Genomic DNA, 22973 nt, shown 5'->3' on the forward strand with positions numbered 1-22973 from the left:
ATTCTGGAATGACGGGTATGCTTAAAATTCATGATGTGATCCATGGCACACTTTCGGGTTTAATTGTATGATGAATGCGTTTCAGCAAGGATTTTAACCATGAGAAAATCATTGAACATTATCTGGCAATATCTGCGCGCATTCGTCCTGATTTACGCCTGCCTGTACGCCGGGATTTTCATCGCTTCCCTGCTTCCTATCACCATTCCCGGCAGCATTATCGGCATGCTGATCCTCTTTGTTCTGCTGGCGTTGCAAATTCTGCCCGCTAAGTGGGTCAACCCCGGCTGCTTCGTTCTTATTCGCTATATGGCGCTGCTGTTCGTGCCGATTGGCGTCGGGGTCATGCAGTACTTCGAACTGCTTAAAGCCCAGTTCGGCCCGATTGTCGTCTCCTGCGCAGTCAGTACGCTGGTGGTTTTCCTTGTGGTGAGCTGGAGTTCGCATCTGGTACATGGCGAACGTAAAGTGGTTGTACAGAAAGGAACAAAACAATGATGGCCAATATCTGGTGGTCGCTGCCATTAACCCTGGCGGTGTTCTTCGCGGCGCGCAAACTTGCCGCCCGGTTCAAGATGCCGCTGCTTAACCCGTTGCTGGTGGCGATGGTGGTGATTATCCCGTTCCTGCTGCTTACCGGTATTCCTTACGAACGCTACTTTGCCGGCAGCAAAATTTTAAACGACCTGCTACAACCCGCCGTGGTCGCGCTCGCATTTCCTTTATATGAACAGCTGCACCAGATCCGCGCCCGCTGGAAATCCATTATTACCATCTGTTTTGTGGGGAGCCTGGTGGCGATGATCACCGGTACTTCAGTCGCACTGCTGATGGGGGCCTCTGCGCAAATTGCCGCCTCTATTCTGCCGAAATCGGTGACCACGCCTATCGCCATGGCCGTGGGCGGCAGCCTCGGCGGCATTCCTGCCATCAGCGCCATGTGCGTGATCTTTGTTGGCATACTGGGCGCCGTGTTTGGCCATACCCTACTCAATGTCATGCGCATTCATACCAAAGCCGCACGCGGTCTGGCGATGGGCACCGCGTCGCACGCGCTGGGCACCGCCCGCTGTGCGGAGCTGGATTATCAGGAGGGGGCGTTCAGCTCGCTGGCACTGGTGATCTGCGGAATCATGACCTCGCTGATGGCGCCGTTCATTTTCCCCGTGATTCTGGCGGTGATGGGCTAAAATTTGCGATGCGTCGCGCAAATTTCATTTTGTTTTCATAAGTTGCATACATAATGAGATATGGATCACATATAAAGCCCCAGCGGCTCCGTACACTACCGATCCATTAACCTTTATGAGGCAAACGCCATGCATCCACGTTTTCAAGCGGCTTTCGCCCGGCTTGCAGAGAATTTGCAATCAGCTCTGGCCCCGATTCTGGCGGATGAGCATTTCCCCGCCCTGCTCACCGCTGAGCAGATCACCACGCTGAAACAGGCCACGGATCTTGACGAAGACGCGCTGGCTTTCGCAGTGCTGCCGCTGGCTGCCGCCTGTGCACGTGCCGATCTTTCCCATTTTAACGTTGGCGCCATTGCGCGCGGCGTCAGCGGAACCTGGTACTTCGGCGGAAACATGGAATTCCTGGGCGCAACCATGCAGCAGACTGTTCATGCGGAACAGAGCGCCATCAGCCACGCCTGGCTGCGCGGCGAAAAGGCCCTGAGCGCCATTACCGTGAACTACACCCCGTGCGGGCACTGCCGTCAGTTTATGAATGAACTGAACAGCGGGCTGCAGCTGCGCATTAATCTGCCGGGTCGCGCGCCGCATACGCTGGGCGACTACCTGCCTGACGCCTTTGGTCCGAAAGATCTTGAAATCAAAACCCTGCTGATGGACGAGCAGGATCACGGTTACACGCTGACCGGTGATGACCTGACTCAGGCGGCCATTCGCGCTGCCAACAAGAGCCATACGCCGTACAGCAAATCCCCGAGCGGCGTGGCACTGCAATGCCGCGATGGGCGTATTTTTAGCGGCAGCTATGCCGAAAACGCCGCGTTTAACCCAACGCTGCCACCGCTGCAGGGCGCACTGAACCTGCTGAGTCTGAACGGCTATGACTACCCGGATATTCAGCGCGCCATTCTGGCAGAAATTGCCGATGCACCGCTGATTCAATGGGATGCCACCGCCGCCACCCTGAAAGCGCTGGGCTGCACGTCAATCGAGCGTGTATTGCTGGCGTGATCCTTCTGGCGGGCAGACATGCCCGCCCGTTTTGCTGAAAAAGCCTTCAGTTGATGCGCTGTTTCTTGCGCTAACCAGGCGGGTACAGTAGCCTGAGTTAAATTCACCTTCGGTACGAGCCATCTGCATGTTAAAGCGCGTTTTTTACAGCCTGTCTGTCCTGGTCGGCATACTGCTGTTGATCGTGCTGGGTCTCGACCGCTGGATGAGCTGGAAAACGGCCCCCTACATTTTTGATGACCTGCAGGACCTGCCCTATCGCCAGGTGGGTGTGGTGCTCGGCACCGCGAAGTATTACCGCACCGGTGTCATCAATCAGTATTACCGCTACCGCATTCAGGGCGCGCTCAACGCCTACAACAGCGGCAAGGTCAATTACCTGCTGTTAAGCGGCGATAACGCGCTGCAAAGCTACAACGAACCGGTCACCATGCGCAAAGACCTGATTGCCGCAGGCGTTGATCCGGCAGATATCGTGCTCGACTACGCCGGGTTCCGCACGCTCGACTCCATCGTGCGCACGCGCAAAGTGTTCGACACCAACGACTTCATCATCATCACCCAGCGCTTCCACTGCGAACGTGCGCTGTTTATCGCGCTGCACATGGGCATTCAGGCGCAGTGTTATGCGGTGCCCTCGCCAAAAGATATGCTGAGCGTGCGCGTGCGTGAGTTTGGCGCTCGCTTTGGCGCGCTGGCCGATCTCTATATCTTCAAACGTGAACCGCGCTTTTTAGGCCCCCTGGTGCCGATTCCGGCCATGCATGAAGTACCGGAAGATGCGCAGGGTTACCCTGCGGTGACGCCGGAGCAGCTGCTGGACATGCAGAAGAAAAAATAAACCCGCCATACGGCGGGTTTAACTTTTCAGGAAGGTTATTTCTTACGCGCGTATTTCAGTGAATCCAGCGCAACCGCGAAGATGATAATGGCACCCTTGATGATGTACTGCCAGTACGGGTTCACGCCGATGTAGGTCAGACCATAGTTGATGACCGTAAAGATGATCACACCGGTGACCACGCCAAGCACGGTACCCACACCGCCGCTGAAGGAGACCCCGCCCACCACGCAGGCGGCAATCGCATCCAGTTCGTACATAAAGCCGAGGTTGTTGGTGGCAGAGCCGATACGGCCCGCTTCCAGCATCCCGCCGAAGGCATAGAACACACCGGACAGGGCATAAATCATCAGCAGGTTCAGGGCCACGTTCACGCCGGACACTTTCGCTGCTTCCGGGTTACCCCCGATAGCGAAGATGTTCTTACCAAAGCGGGTTTTGTTCCACAGGATCCAGACGAACGCCACCGCAATCAACGCGTAGAAAGTGATGTACGACAGGCGGAAGCTGCCCAGCGCAATAAATCCTTGCGTGAAGGTCGAGAAACCGCTGTCGAAGCCCGAGATGGGGGACGCACCGACGAAGTCGTAGTACAGGGAGTTGATACCGTAAACGATGATCATCGTACCCAGGGTGGTGATAAATGGCGTCACGTTCAGGTAAGCGATGATGATACCGTTAATCAGACCAATCACCGCACCGATGGCGCAGACAATCAGGATCACCACGAAAATGGGCATGGTCGCCATTTCCGGGAACACCTTGTTGGCGTTTTCCATCGACTGCAACAGGGTTGCCGCGATCACCGCCGCCAGGCCGACCTGGCGCCCTGCGGAAAGGTCAGTCCCCTGGGTGACGATGAGCCCCGCCACGCCCAGCGCGATGATAATACGCACGGAAGACTGAGTCAGAATGTTACTCAGGTTCAGCAGACTTAAGAACGTAGGGTCCTGGAAAATGATAATGGCCAGCAATACTAAAAGAACAACGTAAATACCGCCTTCTTTCAGATAAGTGAGAAAACTTTTTTTATTTAACGCACTCATGAGGAGCCCCTGATCTTAAAGGTGCAAAGACGCTAAACGCAAAATTTCGTTTTGCGTTGTCGTTTTCGTGTCAACAATACCGGCAACGAGACCATTGCTCATAACCAGAATACGGTCTGTGATCCCTAACAATTCCGGCATTTCGGAAGAGATAATAATGATCCCTTTATCCTTTTTCGCCAGTTCAGCGATCAGCTGATAAATTTCAAACTTCGCGCCGACGTCAATACCGCGGGTTGGTTCATCCAGCATCAGAATTTCTGGCTGCGTTAATAACCAACGACCGATAATGACTTTTTGCTGGTTGCCGCCCGACAACGAACCAATTTGCGTACGATGCCCCGGCGTTTTTACGCGCATAGAGTCAATAACCCACTGGGTATCACTCTTCATGCGGGAGTTATCCAGCAGACCCACTTTGTTTTTATAGTTACGGATATTAGAAATTAACGAGTTAAAGTTAATATCCAGATAGGCATAAATACCGGTCGAACGACGCTCTTCCGTCACCAGCGCAAAACCATTATTAATGGCTTCGTTGGCGTTGTGGTTGTTAATTTTCTTACCGTGCAGCGTGATGGTGCCTTCGGCTTTCTCGCGAATACCAAACAGGGTTTCGACGATATCGGTACGTTTTGCCCCGACCAGGCCTGCAATGCCCAGAATTTCGCCCTTGTGCAGGTCGAAGGAGACGTCGCGAATAGAGGGCTGACGCAGCGAGGTCAGATTACGCACCTCAAGGATCACCTCACCCGGCTTGTTCTCTTTGTCCGGGAAACGCTGGTTCAGGGAACGGCCCACCATCATGGCGATGATCTTGTCCATGTCCAGCCCTTCGAGAGGCTGAGTGGCAATCCACTGGCCGTCGCGCAGGATGGTTATCTCATCACACAACTGGAAGATTTCTTCCATTTTATGGGAGATATAAACAATGCCGCAGCCGCGATCTTTTAGCTTACGAATAATGGTAAAAAGGTGGTTAACCTCTTTTTCCGTTAATGACGATGTCGGTTCATCCATGATGACAATTTTGGCATCATAAGAGAACGCTTTGGCAATTTCGATCATCTGCATTTGTGAGACGGATAATGTTCCCACGCGGGCACGCGGATCAATATCAATATCCAGCTCATCGAAAATGGCTTTGGTGTCACGGTACATTTTGTCCTGATCGACAAAAACACCTTTGGTTGGATAACGTCCCAACCACATATTATCCATTACCGAGCGTTGCAGTACCAGGTTCAATTCCTGGTGAACCATAGAGATACCGTTTTCCAGTGCTTCTTTCGCTGAATGGAAATCGATCTCTTTCCCCTGAAAAAGAATGCTGCCAGAATCTTTTTGATAGATCCCAAAAAGACATTTTAATAATGTTGATTTACCGGCACCGTTTTCACCCATTAAGGCATGAATTGAATGAGGCCGAACTTTTAAATTAACATTATCGAGTGCCTTAACACCGGGAAACGACTTGTTGATGCCGTTCATTTCCAACAAGAATTCACCGGACGACGGAGTAGTTGTGCTGACCATAATTATACCTTGTTGGCCTCGCATATCGCGTTATAAAAGGGCGCAACATGTTGCGCCCTGTGGAGACATAACTAACTATCTTATTTACCGATAAACTCAGCCAGGTTGGACTGGTCTACGCCCACGTAAGGTACGCGAACGATTTTATTGTCGATTTTCCAGTTGGTGCCATCTGCCGCACCTTTACCGTCGGCCAGGTTTTTCGCCAGATCGAAGGTGGCTTTCGCCTGGTTGTTGGCATCGTTCAATACGGTACCGGCCATCGCACCTGATTTCACCAGTGCCAGCGCTTCTGGCAGCGCATCCACGCCGAACACAGGGATAGAGGATTTGTTGTGTGCTTTCAGGGCTTCTACCGCACCCATTGCCATCGCGTCGTTGTTAGCGATGACCACTTCAATTTTGTTCGCGTTAGGACCAGACAGCCACGCGTCCATTTTATCTTTCGCCTGAGCTGTATCCCACATCGCGGTATCTAAAGCCAGCTGCTGGGTTTTCAGACCTTTGTCGTTCAACTCTTTGACAACGTAAGTGGTACGCGCTTCAGCATCCGGGTGGCCTGGCTCGCCTTTCAGCAGCACAAACTGGATCTGGCCGTCTTTGTTCAGATCCCAGTTCGGGTTGGCCGCCCAGTGTTTCGCGATCAGATCGCCCTGAATAATACCGGACTCTTTGGAGTCAGTACCGACGTAATACGCTTTGTCATAGCTGTCCAACGCTTTACGGGAAGGTTCTTTGTTGAAGAAGACGATTGGCACGTTCTGGCCGCGCGCTTTCTCGATAACTGTGCCTGCAGCAGCCGGGTCAACCAGGTTGATTGCCAGCGCCTTCACGCCTTTTGCCAGCAGGACGTCAATCTGATCGTTCTGTTTGGACTGGTCGTTCTGGGAGTCATTCATCAGCAGCTGAACATCTGGCGCTGCTTTAGCATCTTTCTCGATCGCTTTACGCACAACAGACATGAAGTTGTCGTCGTATTTATAGATAGTCACACCAATACGGGTATCCGCAGCGTGCGCTGCTGCACCAAAAAGCATGCTTGCCATTACAGCAGACAGAGTCAACACCTTCTTATTCATGGTATCTCCGGTTTTTTTTATGCAGGGTAGTTCTTGTGAATAACGATCGGCGGGCAGGTGTTAATAAAACGTTACTGACAGCCGAAGTTCACTTATAAAATTTCTATCTTCCGTGTTCGGTAACGCTCCAGAAATGCGTTTTATTCGTTGTTTGCGGCACGTTGGCTATAGTGAAAGTGAATAATCACTGTTACATAGCGTTTCAGCCCCTAAAACGCTGACATCATAGTCAGCGCCTTGTTAAGATACTGTGAATTTACTCACAGATTGAAAACGGTTACATCAGCTGGCTTTATCAGTTAGTGATCGGAACCACAATTTGCCGGGCAGAGACCGAATGGCGGCGCACTAATGTCGGCATGAAACAGTGTGTTGCTCCCGTATCAAGCAGCCCTGCCGCGCCCTGTAACGCCAGCTCAGTCGCCAGTTTGGCCATCGAGACAATGGGATAGCGTACCGTTGTCAGCTGCGGGTCGGTGTAACGGGCAATGGGAATATCGTCAAAACCGATCAACGACAAATGCTGTGGCACCGCAATGCCGTTATCTTTTAACGCCGTCAGTGCTCCGGCAGCCATGCTGTCGTTGTAGGCAAACACCGCGGAGAGCTGTAGGTTACGGCCCAGCAGCTCGACCATCGCCGCCTCCCCTCCCTGCATGTCCGGGGTACCGGTGCCTACCCAGCTTTCAGCAGGCGCAATGCCGTGCTCTTTCAGAGCATTTTGCCAGCCTTCGCGACGCAGTTCGTCGTCCTCAATCGCGTGGCTGGAGGCCAGATAACCGATTCGCTGGTGCCCGTTATTAATCAGCATGCGCGTGGCCATCATGGCGCCACTCACGTTATCCAGCCCCACGCAACGGTGGGCATAGCCGGGCACAATCCGGTTGATGAGCACCATGCCGGGGATTTGCTCCATAAATCCGGCAAGTTCCTCATCACTCAGGGCTTTTGAATGCACAATCAGCGCGTTACAACGCTGGCGGATCAGCACTTCGATGGCATAGCGCTCTTTTTCTGCTTCATGATAGCTGTTGCCGATCAGCACATACTTTTGGTGCTGCTGGGCAACAACATCCACCGCTTTCACCAGCGCGCCAAAAAACGCATCCGACACGTCCATCACCACCACGCCAATGGTGTCACTGACCTGCGTAGCCAGCGCCTGCGCGTTAGCATTGGGGCGGTAACCCAGTTGGGTCACGGCTTTCATTACGGTTTCACGGGTTTCAGGGCTGACCAGCGCGCTGTTGTTCAGCACGCGAGAGACGGTGGCCACAGAAACGCCCGCCTGACGGGCGACGTCACGAATGGTGATCATATTCACCATCCTTAAAAGGATTGCAGCAACTCACAGACACCCCCTGTGTTTAGCAAGGTGGCTATTTTGGCAGCGAGAGAAAGGGGACTACGTGAAGAAGCTCACACAGATGAAAACGGTTACATCCATTTTGTTAATGATTGTGATCCAGATCGTTATCTGGATGTATTATTCAATGAAACACCTGACGCTTTTGCGGTTAACTGACGCCACGCCCACTCCAGCGGCCCCTGGCGGAAATACCGCAGCCAGAGAACCGAAAACGCCAGGTTTATCGTCCAGACCGGAAGAACAAACGCCACCAGCGTAAGACGGTCGAATTTCATAAACAGGCCGAATCGATAGAACAGCGTGGTGCAGATGAGGGTCTGCAGAATGTAATTGCTTAACGCCATGCGGCCAACGCAGGCAACGGCACTGACAATCCAGAGGCGGGAGAGCTGCGGCCAGAAGCCATAGATGAGCGCGGCGTAGCCGATGGTCTGGAACGGGGCACCGAGCTCGCGCGGAACCTGCAGCAGGAAAGCGCACCAGCGGTAATCCCAGTGTAGATGCCACTGCGCAATCACCGCCGGGAGATTGATCGCCACGCCCAGCAGCACCAGCAAGACTCCGGTGCGACGATAGTGGCGCAGGCTAAATTCCCCTTTCAGCCAGCCGGTGCGCATCAGGGATGCGCCCATCAGCATCATCCCCGCCAGCTGCCAGCCGTATTGCGCCCCCAGTGCCAGCAGGTTATCGCCCAGCATATCCGCGCGATTGCTTATCGCTTCCGCGCCGCCTTTTAGCTTCCAGAACTGCTCATACTGCAGGTTGGCGGCGTCCGGTATCCACGAGCGGCTTGTTGCGTCGCCGGCGATCATGCCCAGCAACAGCAGCACGCCAAGCCCCATGACATAGAGCATCACGCCGGTGTTAAACAGGCTTTTGACGCTATGCGCATCACGGATGAGTCGCCAGCAAATCAGCCCGACTAATCCATAGGCGAGAAGAATATCACCGTCCCAGAAGAACAGGCCGTGAATAAAGCCAAGGAGCACCAGCAGGGTCAGACGTGACTGGATCCAGCGGGTGCCGCGTTTGAGCAGCAGTTGCAGACCGGCGCCAAACAGCAGCGCAAAGAGGGTGAGGAATTTCACCTGAGCAAAGAGATCGAGGATTGCCCACGTCCAGGCATCGCGACGGGTGATCTCGCCATACCAGGCGGGGTTGAGATAAGCGGCCTTCGGCAGACCGAAGGCGCAGATATTAAGCAGCAGGATACCGAGAATGGCGACGCCGCGAACAAAATCGAGCGTGACGTTTCGCTCCATGGTCCCTGCCCTGTCTGATTAGTTGTGGTGACGCACGGCGCGCAGGAACTCCTGGCGGGTGTTCTGGCTGGATTTAAACAGACCGCCCAGCGACGTGGTGGTGGTCGCACTGGTGGCATCACGTACACCGCGCGCCTTCACGCAGTAGTGAACCGCGTCAATAGAGACCGCGACGTTATTGGTGCCCAGCAGCGTTTGCAGCGCGGTCAGGATCTGCTGCGTCAGACGCTCCTGCACCTGTGGGCGTTGGGCAAAGAACTGCACGATACGGTTGATTTTGGACAGACCAATCACCGTATCTTTTGGAATGTAAGCCACGGTCGCTTTACCGTCGATGGTCACGAAGTGGTGCTCGCAGGTGCTGGTCAGCGTGATATCGCGCACCGTCACCATCTCATCCACCTTCATTTTGTTTTCAATGACGGTGATTTTCGGGAAGTTGGCGTAGTCCAGGCCGGAGAAAATTTCGTCGACATACATTTTTGCGATGCGATGCGGCGTTTCCATCAGACTGTCGTCGCTCAGATCGAGATTCAGCAGTTGCATGATCTCGGTCATGTGCCCGGCAATCAGACGCTTACGGGTTTCATTATCCACTTCCTGAACGGGTGGACGCAGTGGCGTTTCAAGACCGCGCGCAACCAGAGCTTCGTGGACAAGGGCCGCTTCTTTACTGAGTGATGACATTCTTTTCTCCTGCAGGTGTGGCGTCTTTTGCCCTCGTTGTGGCAAAAGTGTGCGCTCATTGTGCGTGAGGCCGCGCACATAATCCAGTATTCACGACGATAATTATTGCAATTGCTGCTGCCTTTCGGCCTGACGGTTCCACACCAGCGCGCCCGCAATGAACAGCGCAATGCCCGCCAGCCCCAGCGCAGGCTCAAGCTTGTGGGTAAGCCAGGTGGATAACGCCGAGGTCATCGGCCCCACCAGCTGTCCAATGGCATAACCGGTAGTCAGTAGCCCCGCCATATAGCGGGTATGTTCGGGTGCCAGCTCGCGCCCGTAGAGTAAAGAGAGCTGAACGGCACACAGGAATCCGCCGCCGACCAGCAGGCCGCCCGTCAGCAAGCCGCCAATTCCCGGCAGTAGCCACGCCGCCAGCACACCCGCCCCCTGTAACCACAGCACGATAGCCAGCCTGCGGTTCGAGGTAGAGGTGTGACGCAAAACGATACTGAGCACGATGCCCACAACAGCGGCAGCGCCAAATATCGGCCAGACAAACTGTGCAAACAGGCTGCCGGGAAAACGCACGGCCGCCATTTGTGATAAAAATGTTGCAGGCAGGATGTAGCCAAATCCGGCCAGGCTGTAGCTCCAGACCAGGCACTTCAAATCTTTCGTCAGAATAAGGGGTTCAGGCGCGCTGCCCGGCCGGTGCAGTTGCCCGGCACGCGGTAAATAGCGGGCAACCAGTGTGATAAGCACCAGCGCCAGCACGCCGTAAATCTGCCATGCGGCCCCGGCCGACAACGCTTTTGCGTGAATATAGACCGCAAGCAGTCCGCTCAGGGCGATACCTGCGCCCGGCCCGGCAAACACGGCCGCGCTCAAACCCGGTTTACCCAGTTGCCCCAGCCGCTCGTTGGTCCAGGCGGCAATCAGCACCATCGACCAGCCGCTCATGCAGCCAATCACAAAGCGCAGCAGACCATGTACCAGCGCGTTATCCGCTGCGGCGGAAAGCAGCGTCAGCGCCACAGCGCCAGTAATACCCAGCCAAAGGCGGGTTTCAACGAAGCGATGGGCGCGCATCGCATCCCATGCGCCCACCAGATAGCCCAGATAGTTCATCGCCGCCACCAGACCTGCGCTGGTGAGCGTGAGTTGCCCGGCGGCAATCATCAGCGGCACCTGAGGGGTAAACGCGAAGCGCCCAATTCCCATCGCTACCACCAGAACCACAAATCCACTGAGCGCAATTCGCAGCGCCATGACCGCTCCAGTTGTTAATAAAAAGTAAATTTATGATGCAGGATCTCGCTGTCTTGCGAAAGTGAAAGTTGCTCACAGGTAAATGAAAACTCTGTATTATGGGCTGAATGAATAGCAATTCGCATTAAGGAGCCTTGCATGGAACTGCTCGAAGAGCATCGTTGTTTTGAAGGTCGACAGCAGCGCTGGCGCCACGACTCCACTGTCCTGAACTGTGCCATGACGTTCAGCATTTTCCTGCCGCCCACTGAAGAGGGTGCTAAGCCCCCGGTTCTGTTCTGGCTCTCGGGATTAACCTGTAACGATGAAAATTTCACCACCAAAGCGGGCGCGCAGCGTGTGGCGGCTGAGCTGGGTATCGCCCTGGTGATGCCAGACACCAGCCCGCGTGGCGATGAGGTGGCGGACAATGCCGGATATGATCTGGGCAAAGGGGCCGGGTTCTATCTGAACGCCACAGAGCAGCCGTGGGCGAGCCATTACCGCATGTACGACTACATTGCCGACGAGCTGCCAGCCCTGATCCAGCGTGAGTTTGCAGTAAGCAACCGGTGTGCCATCAGCGGGCATTCCATGGGTGGGCACGGCGCGTTGATCATGGCGCTAAAAAATCCTGGCAGATACACCAGCGTTTCCGCGTTTGCGCCAATAGTGAACCCCACCCAGGTACCGTGGGGGCAGAAAGCCTTTACGAACTATCTGGGCGATGACGCACAACGCTGGCAGGAGTGGGACAGCTGTGCCCTGATGCTGGCGAGCCAGCCTGGAAATGCGATCCCGACGCTTGTCGATCAAGGTGATGCGGATCAGTTCCTGGCCGGACAGCTACAGCCCGCCGTGCTGGCTGAAGCCGCACGTCAGAAAGACTGGCCGCTGACGCTGCGTATTCAGCCCGGATATGACCACAGCTACTATTTCATTGCATCCTTTATTGAGGATCACCTCCGCTTCCATGCGGAGCATTTGTTCGGGTAAGTGCGGTCTTTTTTGCCCGGTAAGCGAAGCGCCACCGGGCATGAAAACCACATCAGAACTTATAATCCACACCCACAAAGTAGCGGCGGCCATCTTCCGTGTAGCTGTAATCGTCGCGGCTCAGATCTTTATCCAGCATGTTCTGCACGCCCGCGCGCAGCTTCACGCTTTTCGTTGCCTGCCATGCCGCGCCGGTATTCCAGATGACATAGCCGCCCGGCGTTGCGTCTGCGCTGGTTAACGCACGTTTCTCGCCGGTGTAGTGGCCCTGGACGTAGAACGACCAGTCCTGCGTCGCCTTCCAGTCCACGGTACCGTTGGCGGTATGGAACGGCAGTTCGGACAGCGGTTTGTTGCCGCCGTTGCTAATATCACGCCCGTCGTTGTAGGTATAGTTCAGCGTCAGCTTCCAGTCCTCAGCCACCGGGATCTTCAGCTCGGTTTCCACGCCACGAATACGCGCCTTGTTGACGTTGTAATAGCGGAAGATCGGTTCACCGTCAGCATTCAGCCCCACGTAGTTCGGGTAGCTCTTAGCCTGGTCAACGTTCGCCGTACGGCTGATGCTGATACGGTCATCAACATTGTTCTGGAAGGTGGTAATGCTGGCCTGCACGCCCTCTAACCATCCCTCTTCCCCGCTGTAGTACAGCCCGAGTTCAAAGCTTTCGCTGGTTTCCGGTTTCAGGTTCGGGTTACCGACAATCTCGCAGGCACCGCGACACGATCCGGTGATCCAGTCCGGACTCAGTTGCAGCAGGGATGGCGCTTTAAACGCGGTTGCCCAGCCCCCTTTCACCGTGACGGTATCGGTCGCGTTATAGACCAGATACGCTCGCGGACTCCAGTGATCGCCGTAGGTGTCGTGGTCGTCCATACGAATGCCGGTAGTCAGCGCCAGCGGTTCAAATATCCGCCATTCATCTTCAAGGAAGAGAGCATACTGGCTGGTAGAGGTCGCGCTGCCGGAGCCGCCGGTCAGGTTTACCGGATCTTTCAGTTTGTCGTGACGCCATTCGCCGCCGAAGGTCAGCAGCTGATTGATTTCACCCAGCGGCAGCACGTATTTACCATCAACGGCGTTGCTCTCGGAAGTGATGGTATGGCTGTTACCCGGGTTTTTGTTGTCCACCTTCTCGCCGTAAACTTTCAGTTCGCTGTTGCCTGTCCCCCATCGGCCGTTGTGGCTCAGAGAGTAGTTCTGGCGCTCAAGGCGATTTTTATCGAGGGAATCGGAATCACGATCCTGGCGGTCGAAACCATAGCCTGCGGTAAAGTCATGATTTTCCGTCGGCGTCCAGGCGAATTCCACGTTGGCATCGCGGCTGGTGAAGCCCTCAATGCGCGGCGTTTCACCGCTCGTTGTGGTAGACGATTCTTGCTGCTTGTCTTTTTCACGCTTAGACACACTGCCGTAGGCCTTCAGCCCCAGCACGCCGTCCACCAGCGGGCCGCTGGTGTAGAACTGGCCGTTGTTGGTGTCCCCGCGATCGCGGTGTTCCTGAATGGTGGAGTCGGCACTCAGGGTGCCCGTCCACTTCTGACCGATTTTTTTGGTGATGATGTTCACCACGCCGCCCAGCGCATCTGAGCCGTAGAGCGAGGACATTGGCCCGCGCACCACTTCGATCCGCTCGATCGCATCGACCGGAACCCAGTTCAGATCGAAATCGTTATGGCGGAAGACGGCGTTGCGGGAGTTAACACGCTTACCGTCGATCAGGATCAGCGTATAGCTGCTGTCCAGACCGCGAATACTTACCCCTTTACGGTTGTCCCCTTCATTAGTGAGCTGCACGCCCGGTACGTCCTGCAACACATCTTTCAGGTTCTGAACGGGTTTACGCTGCAGGTCTTCCTGGGTGATGACGCTGATGCTCGCCGGTGCGTCCTTCAGGTTTTGCTCAGTCGCTGACGCCGTGACAACCAGTGTGTCGCTGGATTCCGCAGCGATGACAGGCAGTGCCAGGGACATTGCGGACGCACAAAGTCCTCCCCTGACGAAGGGATTCAACCTAAACATTCCATATCTCCATGAGGTAAATACAACTAAATCAAAAGATTATTGCCCACAATGCCTTTTGCTCCGCCCGCATCTCCGGCGGGTCGGTGGTCTGCTTATTTTGACGTAACGATAAAGCAAACGATTATTATTATCAATTAAATTGTTAAAAATTATATCCGTTCTGCATAATGTGGAGATAAAAAAGCCCGCTCAAATGAGCGGGCTAAAAGAGAGGAAGTGCGGTTTATTTGTTAAATCGTTCAGGGAATTCCATTTCACTGTAGCGAACGAAGTGCGTTCCTTTCATCAGCTTGTAGCCAAACCAGATCACCAGGAACAGCGGAATACCAATGTAGGTGGCCGTTACGGCGCCCCAGTCAATGGTGTCCGCCAGGAACGCTTCATAGTTCTGGCCCAGGGTGATAATCAGACACAGAATGAAGGCGAAAATCGGCCCCAGCGGGAAGAACCCGGAACGGTACGGCAGGTTGTTCAGATCGTGTCCCTGCATAACATAGCCGCGACGGAAGCGGTAGTGGCTGATGGCAATCCCCAGCCAGGCAATAAAGCCCGTCATACCAGAGGTGTTGAGCAGCCACAGGTAGACCGTCTGGTTACCGAACATGGAGGTCAGGAAGCACAGACCAGCAATGACCGTTGTGGCATACAGCGCGTTACGCGGCACACCGCCACGAGACAGTTTTGCAAAAATACGCGGCGCTTTACCGTCACAGGCCAGGGTATAGAGCATACGGGTTGAGGCGTACATACCGGAGTTACCCGCAGACAGCACCGCTGTCAGGATAACGGCATTCATTACCGCCGCCGCAGAGAGCAGACCGGCATGCTGGAAGACCAGCGTGAACGGGCTGACGCTGATGTCTTTGACATCGTTTCGCAGCAGGCTTGGGTCAGTGTACGGGATAATCAGGCTGATAATCAGGATCGCGAACACATAGAACAGCAGAATACGCCAGAATACCTGACGCACCGCGCGCGGAATGTTCTTCTCCGGGTTTTCAGACTCACCGGCGGCAATACCAATCAGCTCGGTGCCCTGGAAGGAGAAGCCAACAATCATCGCCACGCCAATCATCGCCGAGAAACCACCGGCAAACGGCGCATCGCCAATCGTCCAGTTGCTCCACCCGGCCGGTTCCGCCCCTTTGAAAATACCAACGATCATCGCCACACCGACGACGATAAAGATGATGACGGTTGCCACTTTGATCAAAGAGAACCAGTATTCCGCTTCGCCAAAGCCGCGAACGGAGATGTAGTTCAGCAGGAAGATGACCGCGAGGAACAGCGCACTCCAGATCCAGCCTGGCGTGTCCGGGAACCACCAGGTCATAACCAGCTGTGCGGCGACAAGGTCAACGGCGATGGTGACCGCCCAGTTGTACCAGTAGTTCCAGCCCAGCGCGAAGCCGAAGCCTTCTTCAACGTATTTCTGACCGTAGGTCGAAAACGAACCGGATACCGGCATGTACGCGGCCAGTTCGCCCAGGCTGGTCATCAGGAAGTAGACCATAAGGCCAATCAGGATATAAGAGAAAAGTGCCCCACCCGGGCCAGCTGCCGAAATGGTTGCCCCGGAGGCAACGAAAAGACCTGTACCGATTGAGCCGCCGATGGCGATCATCGTCAGGTGACGCGCCTTGAGTTCGCGGCGTAGCGCGGGCGCTTCTGTGGTTTTAGTTTCTGAAACCATGTGAAAATGCTGTCCATCTAATAAATGAGGCGCGATTGTAGCAGACGATCCGCGTTCCTTCCGGCAGAAATACTGAGTTATAAGAGAGCTTCATGACTCGGCCAGGATTATAAGTAAAGCATAATTTTTCCCTCTCCCCATTGGGGTGAGGGGCGCTTTTACATGGCGCAATAGCGCAGAAAACGCTGCAGCGAGCTGGAAAGATGTTTCTGACGATGGTGAATACACCACAACGTGCGCACCAGTTTGGGCAGCGGAAGCGGAACTTCAACCAGCGTTCCGGCCTCAAGCTGTTCAATAATGACCCGTCGTGAAAGGCAGCTGATCCCAAGGCCATGTCGCACCGCATGCTTGATTGCCTCTGAGTTGCCCAGCTCCATCCCCAGCTGGAAATGCGGCAAATGGGAGAGCAGCAGATAATCAACAATTTCCCGCGTGCCGGAGCCCTGCTCACGCAGGATCCACTGCGCCTGCGCCAGACGTTCCAGGGTTACTTCACCCTGCAATAACGACGAGGCGGGTGAGGCGAAGACCACCAGCTCATCTTCCAGCCAGGGTTCCGCAATGATATCGACGTTATGGCATGGCCCTTCGATAAGACCGATATCCACGCGAAAATCGATTACCGCATTAATCACATCCTGACTGTTCCCCACGCTCATCTCCAGCGGCAGGGTCGGGAAATCCCGGCGATAGCGGGCGATCACTTCCGGCAAGATATAGTTCCCGATGGTGCTGCTGGCATACACGCGGATGGCACCGTTCTCTTCCCGGAAGAGTTGTTCAATTTCCGTTGCCTGTTCCAGCAGTGCCAGCGCGCGGGGATAAAGCAGGCGGCCATGTTCGTTAACCACCAGCCGCTTCCCTACCCTGTCGAAGAGCTGCACGCCCAACTGGCCCTCAAGATCGGTTAACGCGGCGCTGACCGCAGACTGGGAAAGCGAAAGCATCTGCGAGGCCTGGGTCGTCGACCCGCTTTTCAGCACTTCGGCAAAAACTTCCAGCTGACGCAAAGTAATGTGCATGGTTGCTTACCACTTATATAGATTGATTATAAGTATATAATCAATTTTATTTTTAAACCAGCGCGCCGTAACCTTTAGCCAGACAAAGGAGAAGGTTATGTCAGAAATCACCTTACAGCATCATCGTACATTGTGGCACTTCGTGCCGGGTCTTGCGCTCAGCGCGGTCGTCACCGGTGTGGCATTATGGGGCGGCAGCATTCCCGCCGTCGCCGGTGCCGGTTTTAGCGCCTTAACGCTGGCGATCCTGCTCGGCATGGTCGTGGGTAACACCGTTTACCCGCACATCTGGAAGTCCTGTGATGGCGGCGTTATTTTTGCCAAGCAGCATCTGCTGCGCCTCGGGATCATTCTTTACGGCTTTCGCCTCACCTTTTCACAGATTGCGGATGTTGGCATTAGCGGTATCGCCATTGACGTCCTGACCCTGACCAGCACCTTTTTACTGGCCTGCTTTATCGGGCAGAAAATCTTTGGCCTGGATAAACAGACCAGCTGGCTGATCGGTGCCGGGAGCAGTATTTGCGGTGCGGCGGCGGTGCTGGCAACCGAACCTGTGGTCAAGGCGGAATCCAGCAAAGTTACGGTGGCGGTCGCGACCGTGGTGATCTTCGGTACGCTGGCTATTTTCCTCTACCCGGCCATGTATCCGCTGGTGGCCCACTGGTTTAGCCCGGAAACCTATGGCATCTACATTGGCTCAACCATGCATGAAGTGGCGCAGGTCGTGGCGGCGGGTCATGCCATTAACCCGGAAGCAGAAAACGCCGCGGTGATTGCTAAAATGCTGCGCGTCATGATGCTGGCACCCTTCCTGATTATCCTGGCCGCCCGCGTGAAACAGCTTGCGCCCGCGGGTGGTAATCAGAAGAGTAAAATCACCATACCGTGGTTTGCGATCCTGTTTATCGTGGTGGCGATTTTCAACTCCTTCCACCTGCTGCCAAAAGCGGTGGTCGATATGCTGGTGACGCTGGATACCGTGCTGCTGGCGATGGCGATGGCGGCGCTGGGGGTGACCACGCACGTCAGCGCGCTGAAAAAAGCCGGTGCGAAACCGCTGCTGATGGCGCTGGTGCTCTTCATCTGGCTGATTGTGGGTGGCGGCGCGATTAACCTCGTGGTCCACAGCCTGATGGCATAAACCACTACATCCTTCCCCTGTTAACCCGTTATGATACGCATTTCGGGTTAACAGGAGTCCCTTTATGAAATACGTTGGAGCGCACGTCAGCGCTGCCGGTGGCCTTGCGAATGCCGCCATTCGCGCCGCCGAAATTGAGGCGACCGCTTTCGCCCTGTTCACCAAAAACCAGCGCCAGTGGCGCGCCGCGCCGCTTACCGCTGATGTCATAGATGATTTCAAAGCCGCCTGTGAGAAGTACCACTACGGGCCGGGTCAAATCCTTCCCCACGACAGCTATCTGATCAACCTCGGCCATCCGGTTCAGGAAGCGCTGGAGAAGTCCCGCGAAGCGTTTCTGGATGAAGTCCAGCGCTGCGAGCAGCTTGGGCTGACGCTGCTGAATTTCCATCCGGGTAGCCATCTGATGCAGATAGACGAAGAGGCCTGCCTGGCACGCATTGCGGAGTCCATTAACATCACGCTGGATAAAACCCAGGGGGTTACCGCGGTGATCGAGAATACCGCCGGTCAGGGCAGCAACCTCGGCTTTAAGTTTGAACATCTGGCCGCCATCATTGACGGCGTGGAAGATAAATCCCGCGTGGGCGTATGTATCGATACCTGTCACGCATTTGCAGCCGGTTACGACCTGCGTACAACCGAGGCCACGAAAAACACCTTCGATGAGTTCGAACGCGTGGTAGGCTTTAAGTATCTGCGCGGAATGCACTTAAACGATGCCAAAAGCGCCTTTGGCAGCCGCGTAGACCGTCACCACAGCCTGGGTGAAGGTAATATTGGCCATGATGCGTTCCGCTTTATCATGCAGGACGCCCGTTTCGATGGTATCCCCATGGTGCTGGAAACCATCAATCCGGATATCTGGGCGGAAGAGATCGCCTGGCTGAAGGCACAGCAGACCGCTGAACAGGCGGCATAAAAAAAGCCGGATCGCGTTAAGCGTCCGGCTTTTTTATAGGTCGGGTAAGGCGAAACCGCCACCCGACACCACTTTTAGGCTGCTTTTGCCACCGCTTCCGCTTCAGGGCGTTTCAGCACCGCGTAAGAGAGCCCCGCCACCAGCGTACCGGCAACAATCGCCAGCAGGTAACCCAGTACCGGGGTGATAGCGCCTGGGATCAGCAGAACGAACAGACCACCGTGCGGTGCCATCAGCTTCGCGCCAATCGCCATTGAGATAGCCCCGGTCACCGCGCCGCCAACGATACAGCAAGGCAGAACACGCATTGGGTCACGGGCAGCGAACGGAATCGCCCCTTCGGTGATAAAGCACAGGCCCAGTACCAGCGCTGCTTTGCCGCCTTCCTGCTGCGCTTTGTCGAATTTACGACGCGCAATAATCGTTGCCAGTCCGAGCGCCAGCGGTGGCACCATACCGGCCGCCATAATGGCCGCCATTGGCGCGTAGGTCTGGGTACTCAGCAGGCCAACACCGAATGCATAGGCCGCTTTGTTTACCGGACCACCCATGTCGGTACACATCATGCCACCGAGGATAGCACCCAACAGCACCGCGTTTGCCGTGCCCATGGTTTGCAGCCAGTGGGTCAGACCCGCCAGGATACCTGCCACCGGCTTACCAATCAGGTAAATCATCGCCAGACCGACCACCAGGCTGGAAATCAGCGGAATGATCAGAATCGGTTTCAGGGCTTCCATACTTTGCGGCAGCTTCAGCTTCGAGCTGATAAGCTTCGCGACGTAGCCCGCCAGGAAACCGGCAATGATACCGCCAATAAAGCCGGAACCGGTGCTCACGGCCAGCATACCGCCGATAAGACCCGGCGTCAGACCCGGACGGTCAGCGATGGAGAAGGCGATAAAGCCTGCCAGCACCGGCACCATCAGCGCGAACGCGGAGCCGCCACCAATCTGCATTAACGCCGCAGCCAGCGTCCCTTCTTCTTTAAATGCGGTGATACCAAACGCGAATGACAGTGCGATACACAGACCGCCCGCCACCACCATCGGCAGCATATAAGACACACCGGTCAGCAGGTGACGATAGGCGCCCGCAGATTCTTTTTTCCCTTCGGTAGCCGGTTTAGCCGCACCGGTTGCCTGATAAGGCTGGGCTTCCACCAGCGCTTTATCAAACTCCTGCGCGGTCTTTTTCAGCGCCAGACCGGTAGAGGTGCGGTACATCGGTTTACCCGCGAATTTCGCCAGATCCACTTCGATATCCGCCGCAACGATCACCAGATCGGCTTCCGCCACTTCTTCCGGGGTGATGGCATTGCCCGCACCCACCGAGCCACGGGTTTCAACTTTCACCCACCAGCCGCGTTTTTTCGCTTCGGTTTCAATCGCTTCAGCCGCCATAAAGGTATGCGCGACGCCCGTCGGACAAGCTGTCACCGCCACAATGCGTTTCGGGCCCGTGGCAGCAACCGGTGCTGCCGCAGCCGGTGCGCTGTAGACAGACGCGTGGCCTTTCGCTTCGCTCAGGAACAGTTCCGGATGTGCCACCGCGCGATTAATATCGCCCAGCCACACTTTTTTGCCGTTCAGCGCGCTGTCAGCCGGGACCTTATCACCCAGCACAATCGCCAGTTCAGCGTCGCCCGGGTTATCGGTCATTTCCAGATGTGCTTTGTTCGCCGCCGCTCCCAGCAGGGTCTTCGCCATATAGGCGCGAGCCTGTCCGAGACCGGAGTCAATAATCAGCAGCGTTTTCATTATTCCTCTCCTGCTGTTAGTTAAAAGGTTTTAAGTCAACGCGCGCCATCATCGCGGCTAACTGGGTACGATCGGTAATGCCGACATTGCTCTGACTCACGGCCAGGGCTGCAACGGCGGTGGCAAGACGTAAAGTATGTTCACTGGATTCGCGCATCAGCAGGCCATAGATCAGACCTCCAACCATCGAATCCCCTGCGCCAACGGTGCTGACAACGTCAACCGACGGCGGTTTGGCGATCCATTCGCCAGACGCGTTAACCCACAACGCCCCTTCTGCACCAAGCGAAATCACCACGTGAGCGATACCCTGCTCGCGCAGCGCATGGGCAGCGTCAATCACATCTTTTAATTCTGGCAGCTTCCGGCCAGCCCAGATCTCCAGTTCACGGCGATTAGGCTTCACCAGCCACGGGGACGCTTTCAGGCCGGCGACCAGCGCATCACGGCTGCTGTCAAAGATGATGCACGGGCACTGGCTGCGCAGGCGCGTCATCCAGTCGGTGAAGGCTTCCGGGCTTACGCCGGATGGCAGACTGCCGCTGACGCACACCATGTCGAACTGGCCCAGCCAGGTCAGAGAATCGTTAACAAAACGCTCCCAGTCAGACGGCGTCACTTCAAAGCCAGAGAAATTCAGATCGGTCACTTCCCCGTCTTTCTCCGTCAGTTTGACGTTGATACGGGTACGGCCCTGAACAACCTGGAAACGGTTAGCAATGCCCAGCTCGCTGAACAGCTGCTGGAAACCATCCTGGTTATCTTTACCGAGGAATCCCCCCACGGTGACATCGATACCGAGATCCTTGAGCACTTTCGCGACGTTAATCCCTTTGCCTGCAGCATGCAGGCCAGTGGTACGCACGAGGTTTACTTCGCCGCGCTCAATCTCCGGGCAAAACCCCACCAGGTCATAAGCCGGGTTCAGCGTAATAGTCGCAACACGTCTGCTCATTATGCGCCCTCCCCCAGACCCGCCGCGATGGCATCGCCAATCGCTTTCAGCGCCTGTTCAGCATCCGCACCCTGCGCGGTGAAACGCAGACGGTGACCCTTCTTCACGCCCAGCGCGACAACTTTCATCAGACTACGACCATTGGCCGCTTTGCCCGTGCCATCCAGGTTAGCCACGGTGATCTCACTTTCAAATTGTTTAATGGTATTCACCAGCATGGTGCCCGGACGGGCATGCAGGCCGTGCTCGTTACGTACAACGAACTCTGCGCTCAGCACGTCATCCGTCAGCGCATCATCACTGGTCAGCAGAGCCAGCACGGTGGCGGCATCCGCGTTCAGCAGTTTTTCAGCTTTGTTGTTCAGCAGCAGATCGCCCAGACGCTTCAGCACGGCAACCGGCTGGTCATCGGTCATGGCGACGGTCACCAGCAGTGCAGCGCTTTCACCGTCTACGTCAAAGGCGCTTGCGGCACGGCTCACCGCGATAGCACTCCGCAGGTTGCCTTCAGCACTGTCGTTCAGCCAGATTCCCTGGCCCAGATTGAGAGGCTTATCGTTAATGACGCGGGTAACAAAGGTGGCGTCTGCTGCCCCGGCCTCTTTCAGGCGTCCGGCGTTCAGGGCCTGCAGCGTCACCAGATCGGTCGCGGCAACGTCCAGCGTCAGCGTATCGTTATCCAGTTTCAGCGCTTCGCTCTGTTTTTCGCCCATCAGCAGAGCGCGCAGCTCTTCAGCGGTGGTGGCAGATTTCAACTGCTCGGCCACGGCGTCATCGCTCAGCACATGCGTCAGCTGACGCAGCAAACCTAAGTGCTCGTCGCTGCTGGCCGCGATACCGATGGCCACGTAAGCCACCTGCCCCTCGCCCCACACTACGCCCTGCGGGAACTGATAAACCTTAACGCCGGTTTTCAGCACCTGATCGCGGGTGTCAGTGGTGCCGTGCGGAATGGCGATGCCATTGCCGAGGAAGGTCGAGGTCTGCTGCTCACGCGCCAGCATGCCGTTGACGTAGCCTTCAGCCACATTGCCGGCCTGCACAAGGGCAGCGGCAACCTGATGAATGGCCTCTTCTTTGTTCCCGGCCTGAGCGCCCGGGTGGATATCCTGTACAGATAACTGGAACATGGTTCTCCTCTCCTGCTGAAAGTGAATCGTTTCAGCTTCACTGAGAAAAAATGCGCTAGCCTGCTCCG

General features: G+C 55.6%; 20 protein-coding genes. 7 read left to right on the forward strand and 13 right to left on the reverse strand.

Annotated elements, in window-relative coordinates; all coding sequences use genetic code 11:
• Positions 1–99: 99 nt before the first annotated feature.
• The 4 genes from EQV24_RS06270 to sanA all read left to right on the forward strand — a co-directional run bounded on the left by EQV24_RS06270 (position 100) and on the right by sanA (position 3045).
• Positions 100–498 (forward strand): CidA/LrgA family protein, encoded by a 399-nt coding sequence (locus EQV24_RS06270; RefSeq protein ID WP_130626331.1) that lies wholly within the window; start codon positions 100–102, stop codon positions 496–498.
• Positions 495–1190, forward strand: coding sequence for a CidB/LrgB family autolysis modulator (locus EQV24_RS06275; RefSeq protein WP_013097948.1), 696 nt, complete (start codon positions 495–497; stop codon positions 1188–1190). The genes EQV24_RS06270 and EQV24_RS06275 overlap by 4 nt, the downstream gene beginning before the upstream one ends.
• Positions 1191–1319: 129 nt before the next feature.
• Entirely contained in the window at positions 1320–2204 is an 885-nt protein-coding gene (gene cdd, locus EQV24_RS06280) for a cytidine deaminase (protein WP_130626332.1), read from the forward strand.
• Positions 2205–2331: 127 nt separating this feature from the next.
• On the forward strand, positions 2332–3045 hold the full coding sequence (sanA, locus tag EQV24_RS06285) for an outer membrane permeability protein SanA (protein WP_023619764.1): 714 nt from the start codon (positions 2332–2334) through the stop codon (positions 3043–3045).
• A gap of 35 nt (positions 3046–3080) precedes the next feature.
• Here sanA and mglC read toward each other — a convergent pair whose 3' ends face one another.
• The 7 genes from mglC to EQV24_RS06320 all read right to left on the reverse strand — a co-directional run bounded on the left by mglC (position 3081) and on the right by EQV24_RS06320 (position 11275).
• Positions 3081–4091 carry a galactose/methyl galactoside ABC transporter permease MglC gene (gene mglC / locus EQV24_RS06290; protein ID WP_013097952.1) on the reverse strand — a complete coding sequence of 337 codons (1011 nt, stop codon included), beginning with the start codon at positions 4089–4091 and terminating at the stop codon, positions 3081–3083.
• Between the two features lie 15 nt (positions 4092–4106).
• A complete protein-coding gene (mglA, locus tag EQV24_RS06295; RefSeq protein ID WP_029883073.1) occupies positions 4107–5627 on the reverse strand; it encodes a galactose/methyl galactoside ABC transporter ATP-binding protein MglA in 1521 nt (506 codons plus the stop codon).
• A gap of 80 nt (positions 5628–5707) precedes the next feature.
• Positions 5708–6706: a galactose/glucose ABC transporter substrate-binding protein MglB gene (mglB, locus tag EQV24_RS06300; protein WP_014832691.1), complete on the reverse strand. Its 999-nt coding sequence runs from the start codon at positions 6704–6706 to the stop codon at positions 5708–5710.
• A 295-nt stretch (positions 6707–7001) separates the two neighbouring features.
• Positions 7002–8024 (reverse strand): HTH-type transcriptional regulator GalS, encoded by a 1023-nt coding sequence (gene galS, locus EQV24_RS06305; protein ID WP_020690130.1) that lies wholly within the window; start codon positions 8022–8024, stop codon positions 7002–7004.
• Positions 8025–8179: 155 nt separating this feature from the next.
• Entirely contained in the window at positions 8180–9337 is a 1158-nt protein-coding gene (yeiB, locus tag EQV24_RS06310) for a DUF418 domain-containing protein YeiB (RefSeq protein ID WP_130626333.1), read from the reverse strand.
• Positions 9338–9355: 18 nt separating this feature from the next.
• On the reverse strand, positions 9356–10024 hold the full coding sequence (gene folE / locus EQV24_RS06315) for a GTP cyclohydrolase I FolE (protein ID WP_013097957.1): 669 nt from the start codon (positions 10022–10024) through the stop codon (positions 9356–9358).
• A gap of 102 nt (positions 10025–10126) precedes the next feature.
• Positions 10127–11275, reverse strand: a complete 1149-nt coding sequence (locus tag EQV24_RS06320) for a YbfB/YjiJ family MFS transporter (protein ID WP_130626334.1) — start codon at positions 11273–11275, stop codon at positions 10127–10129.
• Positions 11276–11413: 138 nt separating this feature from the next.
• On the opposite strand from EQV24_RS06320, the gene fghA reads away from it, so the two are divergent.
• On the forward strand, positions 11414–12250 hold the full coding sequence (fghA, locus tag EQV24_RS06325; protein ID WP_095427709.1) for an S-formylglutathione hydrolase: 837 nt from the start codon (positions 11414–11416) through the stop codon (positions 12248–12250).
• A gap of 52 nt (positions 12251–12302) precedes the next feature.
• Here the strand turns inward: fghA and cirA are convergent, their stop codons facing one another.
• From cirA to yieE, 3 genes are all read right to left on the reverse strand, one after another.
• Positions 12303–14273, reverse strand: coding sequence for a catecholate siderophore receptor CirA (gene cirA, locus EQV24_RS06330; RefSeq protein WP_130626335.1), 1971 nt, complete (start codon positions 14271–14273; stop codon positions 12303–12305).
• 226 nt (positions 14274–14499) lie between these two features.
• Complete coding sequence (locus tag EQV24_RS06335; protein WP_013097961.1) at positions 14500–15969, reverse strand: amino acid permease; 1470 nt, start codon at positions 15967–15969, stop codon at positions 14500–14502.
• A 158-nt stretch (positions 15970–16127) separates the two neighbouring features.
• Positions 16128–16994: a DNA-binding transcriptional regulator YeiE gene (gene yieE, locus EQV24_RS06340; RefSeq protein ID WP_029883079.1), complete on the reverse strand. Its 867-nt coding sequence runs from the start codon at positions 16992–16994 to the stop codon at positions 16128–16130.
• 97 nt (positions 16995–17091) lie between these two features.
• Here yieE and EQV24_RS06345 point away from each other — a divergent pair, with 97 nt between their 5' ends.
• Positions 17092–18138, forward strand: coding sequence for a YeiH family protein (locus EQV24_RS06345; protein WP_013097963.1), 1047 nt, complete (start codon positions 17092–17094; stop codon positions 18136–18138).
• A gap of 64 nt (positions 18139–18202) precedes the next feature.
• A complete protein-coding gene (gene nfo, locus EQV24_RS06350) occupies positions 18203–19060 on the forward strand; it encodes a deoxyribonuclease IV (RefSeq protein ID WP_013097964.1) in 858 nt (285 codons plus the stop codon).
• Between the two features lie 74 nt (positions 19061–19134).
• Here nfo and fruA read toward each other — a convergent pair whose 3' ends face one another.
• The 3 genes from fruA to fruB are packed head-to-tail and all read right to left on the reverse strand — an operon-like array spanning position 19135 to position 22905.
• Positions 19135–20820 (reverse strand): PTS fructose transporter subunit IIBC, encoded by a 1686-nt coding sequence (gene fruA, locus EQV24_RS06355; RefSeq protein WP_023619758.1) that lies wholly within the window; start codon positions 20818–20820, stop codon positions 19135–19137.
• Positions 20821–20836: 16 nt separating this feature from the next.
• Positions 20837–21775 (reverse strand): 1-phosphofructokinase, encoded by a 939-nt coding sequence (gene fruK, locus EQV24_RS06360; protein ID WP_014170919.1) that lies wholly within the window; start codon positions 21773–21775, stop codon positions 20837–20839.
• A complete protein-coding gene (gene fruB / locus EQV24_RS06365; protein ID WP_045903361.1) occupies positions 21775–22905 on the reverse strand; it encodes a fused PTS fructose transporter subunit IIA/HPr protein in 1131 nt (376 codons plus the stop codon). Before fruB ends, fruK begins: the two co-directional genes overlap by 1 nt.
• Positions 22906–22973 lie beyond the last annotated feature (68 nt).

The organism is Enterobacter sp. A8 (assembly GCF_004296595.1).
GTDB lineage: Bacteria > Pseudomonadota > Gammaproteobacteria > Enterobacterales > Enterobacteriaceae > Enterobacter > Enterobacter cloacae.

Excerpts from the sequence above, each read along its gene's own strand:
- EQV24_RS06270 (WP_130626331.1), top strand. The coding sequence starts at position 100 with ATGAGAAAATCATTGAACATTATCTGGCAATATCTGCGCGCATTCGTC.
- EQV24_RS06275 (WP_013097948.1), top strand. The coding sequence starts at position 495 with ATGATGGCCAATATCTGGTGGTCGCTGCCATTAACCCTGGCGGTGTTC.
- cdd (WP_130626332.1), top strand. The coding sequence starts at position 1,320 with ATGCATCCACGTTTTCAAGCGGCTTTCGCCCGGCTTGCAGAGAATTTG.
- sanA (WP_023619764.1), top strand. The coding sequence starts at position 2,332 with ATGTTAAAGCGCGTTTTTTACAGCCTGTCTGTCCTGGTCGGCATACTG.
- mglC (WP_013097952.1), bottom strand. The coding sequence starts at position 4,091 with ATGAGTGCGTTAAATAAAAAAAGTTTTCTCACTTATCTGAAAGAAGGC.
- mglA (WP_029883073.1), bottom strand. The coding sequence starts at position 5,627 with ATGGTCAGCACAACTACTCCGTCGTCCGGTGAATTCTTGTTGGAAATG.
- mglB (WP_014832691.1), bottom strand. The coding sequence starts at position 6,706 with ATGAATAAGAAGGTGTTGACTCTGTCTGCTGTAATGGCAAGCATGCTT.
- galS (WP_020690130.1), bottom strand. The coding sequence starts at position 8,024 with ATGATCACCATTCGTGACGTCGCCCGTCAGGCGGGCGTTTCTGTGGCC.
- yeiB (WP_130626333.1), bottom strand. The coding sequence starts at position 9,337 with ATGGAGCGAAACGTCACGCTCGATTTTGTTCGCGGCGTCGCCATTCTC.
- folE (WP_013097957.1), bottom strand. The coding sequence starts at position 10,024 with ATGTCATCACTCAGTAAAGAAGCGGCCCTTGTCCACGAAGCTCTGGTT.
- EQV24_RS06320 (WP_130626334.1), bottom strand. The coding sequence starts at position 11,275 with ATGGCGCTGCGAATTGCGCTCAGTGGATTTGTGGTTCTGGTGGTAGCG.
- fghA (WP_095427709.1), top strand. The coding sequence starts at position 11,414 with ATGGAACTGCTCGAAGAGCATCGTTGTTTTGAAGGTCGACAGCAGCGC.
- cirA (WP_130626335.1), bottom strand. The coding sequence starts at position 14,273 with ATGTTTAGGTTGAATCCCTTCGTCAGGGGAGGACTTTGTGCGTCCGCA.
- EQV24_RS06335 (WP_013097961.1), bottom strand. The coding sequence starts at position 15,969 with ATGGTTTCAGAAACTAAAACCACAGAAGCGCCCGCGCTACGCCGCGAA.
- yieE (WP_029883079.1), bottom strand. The coding sequence starts at position 16,994 with ATGCACATTACTTTGCGTCAGCTGGAAGTTTTTGCCGAAGTGCTGAAA.
- EQV24_RS06345 (WP_013097963.1), top strand. The coding sequence starts at position 17,092 with ATGTCAGAAATCACCTTACAGCATCATCGTACATTGTGGCACTTCGTG.
- nfo (WP_013097964.1), top strand. The coding sequence starts at position 18,203 with ATGAAATACGTTGGAGCGCACGTCAGCGCTGCCGGTGGCCTTGCGAAT.
- fruA (WP_023619758.1), bottom strand. The coding sequence starts at position 20,820 with ATGAAAACGCTGCTGATTATTGACTCCGGTCTCGGACAGGCTCGCGCC.
- fruK (WP_014170919.1), bottom strand. The coding sequence starts at position 21,775 with ATGAGCAGACGTGTTGCGACTATTACGCTGAACCCGGCTTATGACCTG.
- fruB (WP_045903361.1), bottom strand. The coding sequence starts at position 22,905 with ATGTTCCAGTTATCTGTACAGGATATCCACCCGGGCGCTCAGGCCGGG.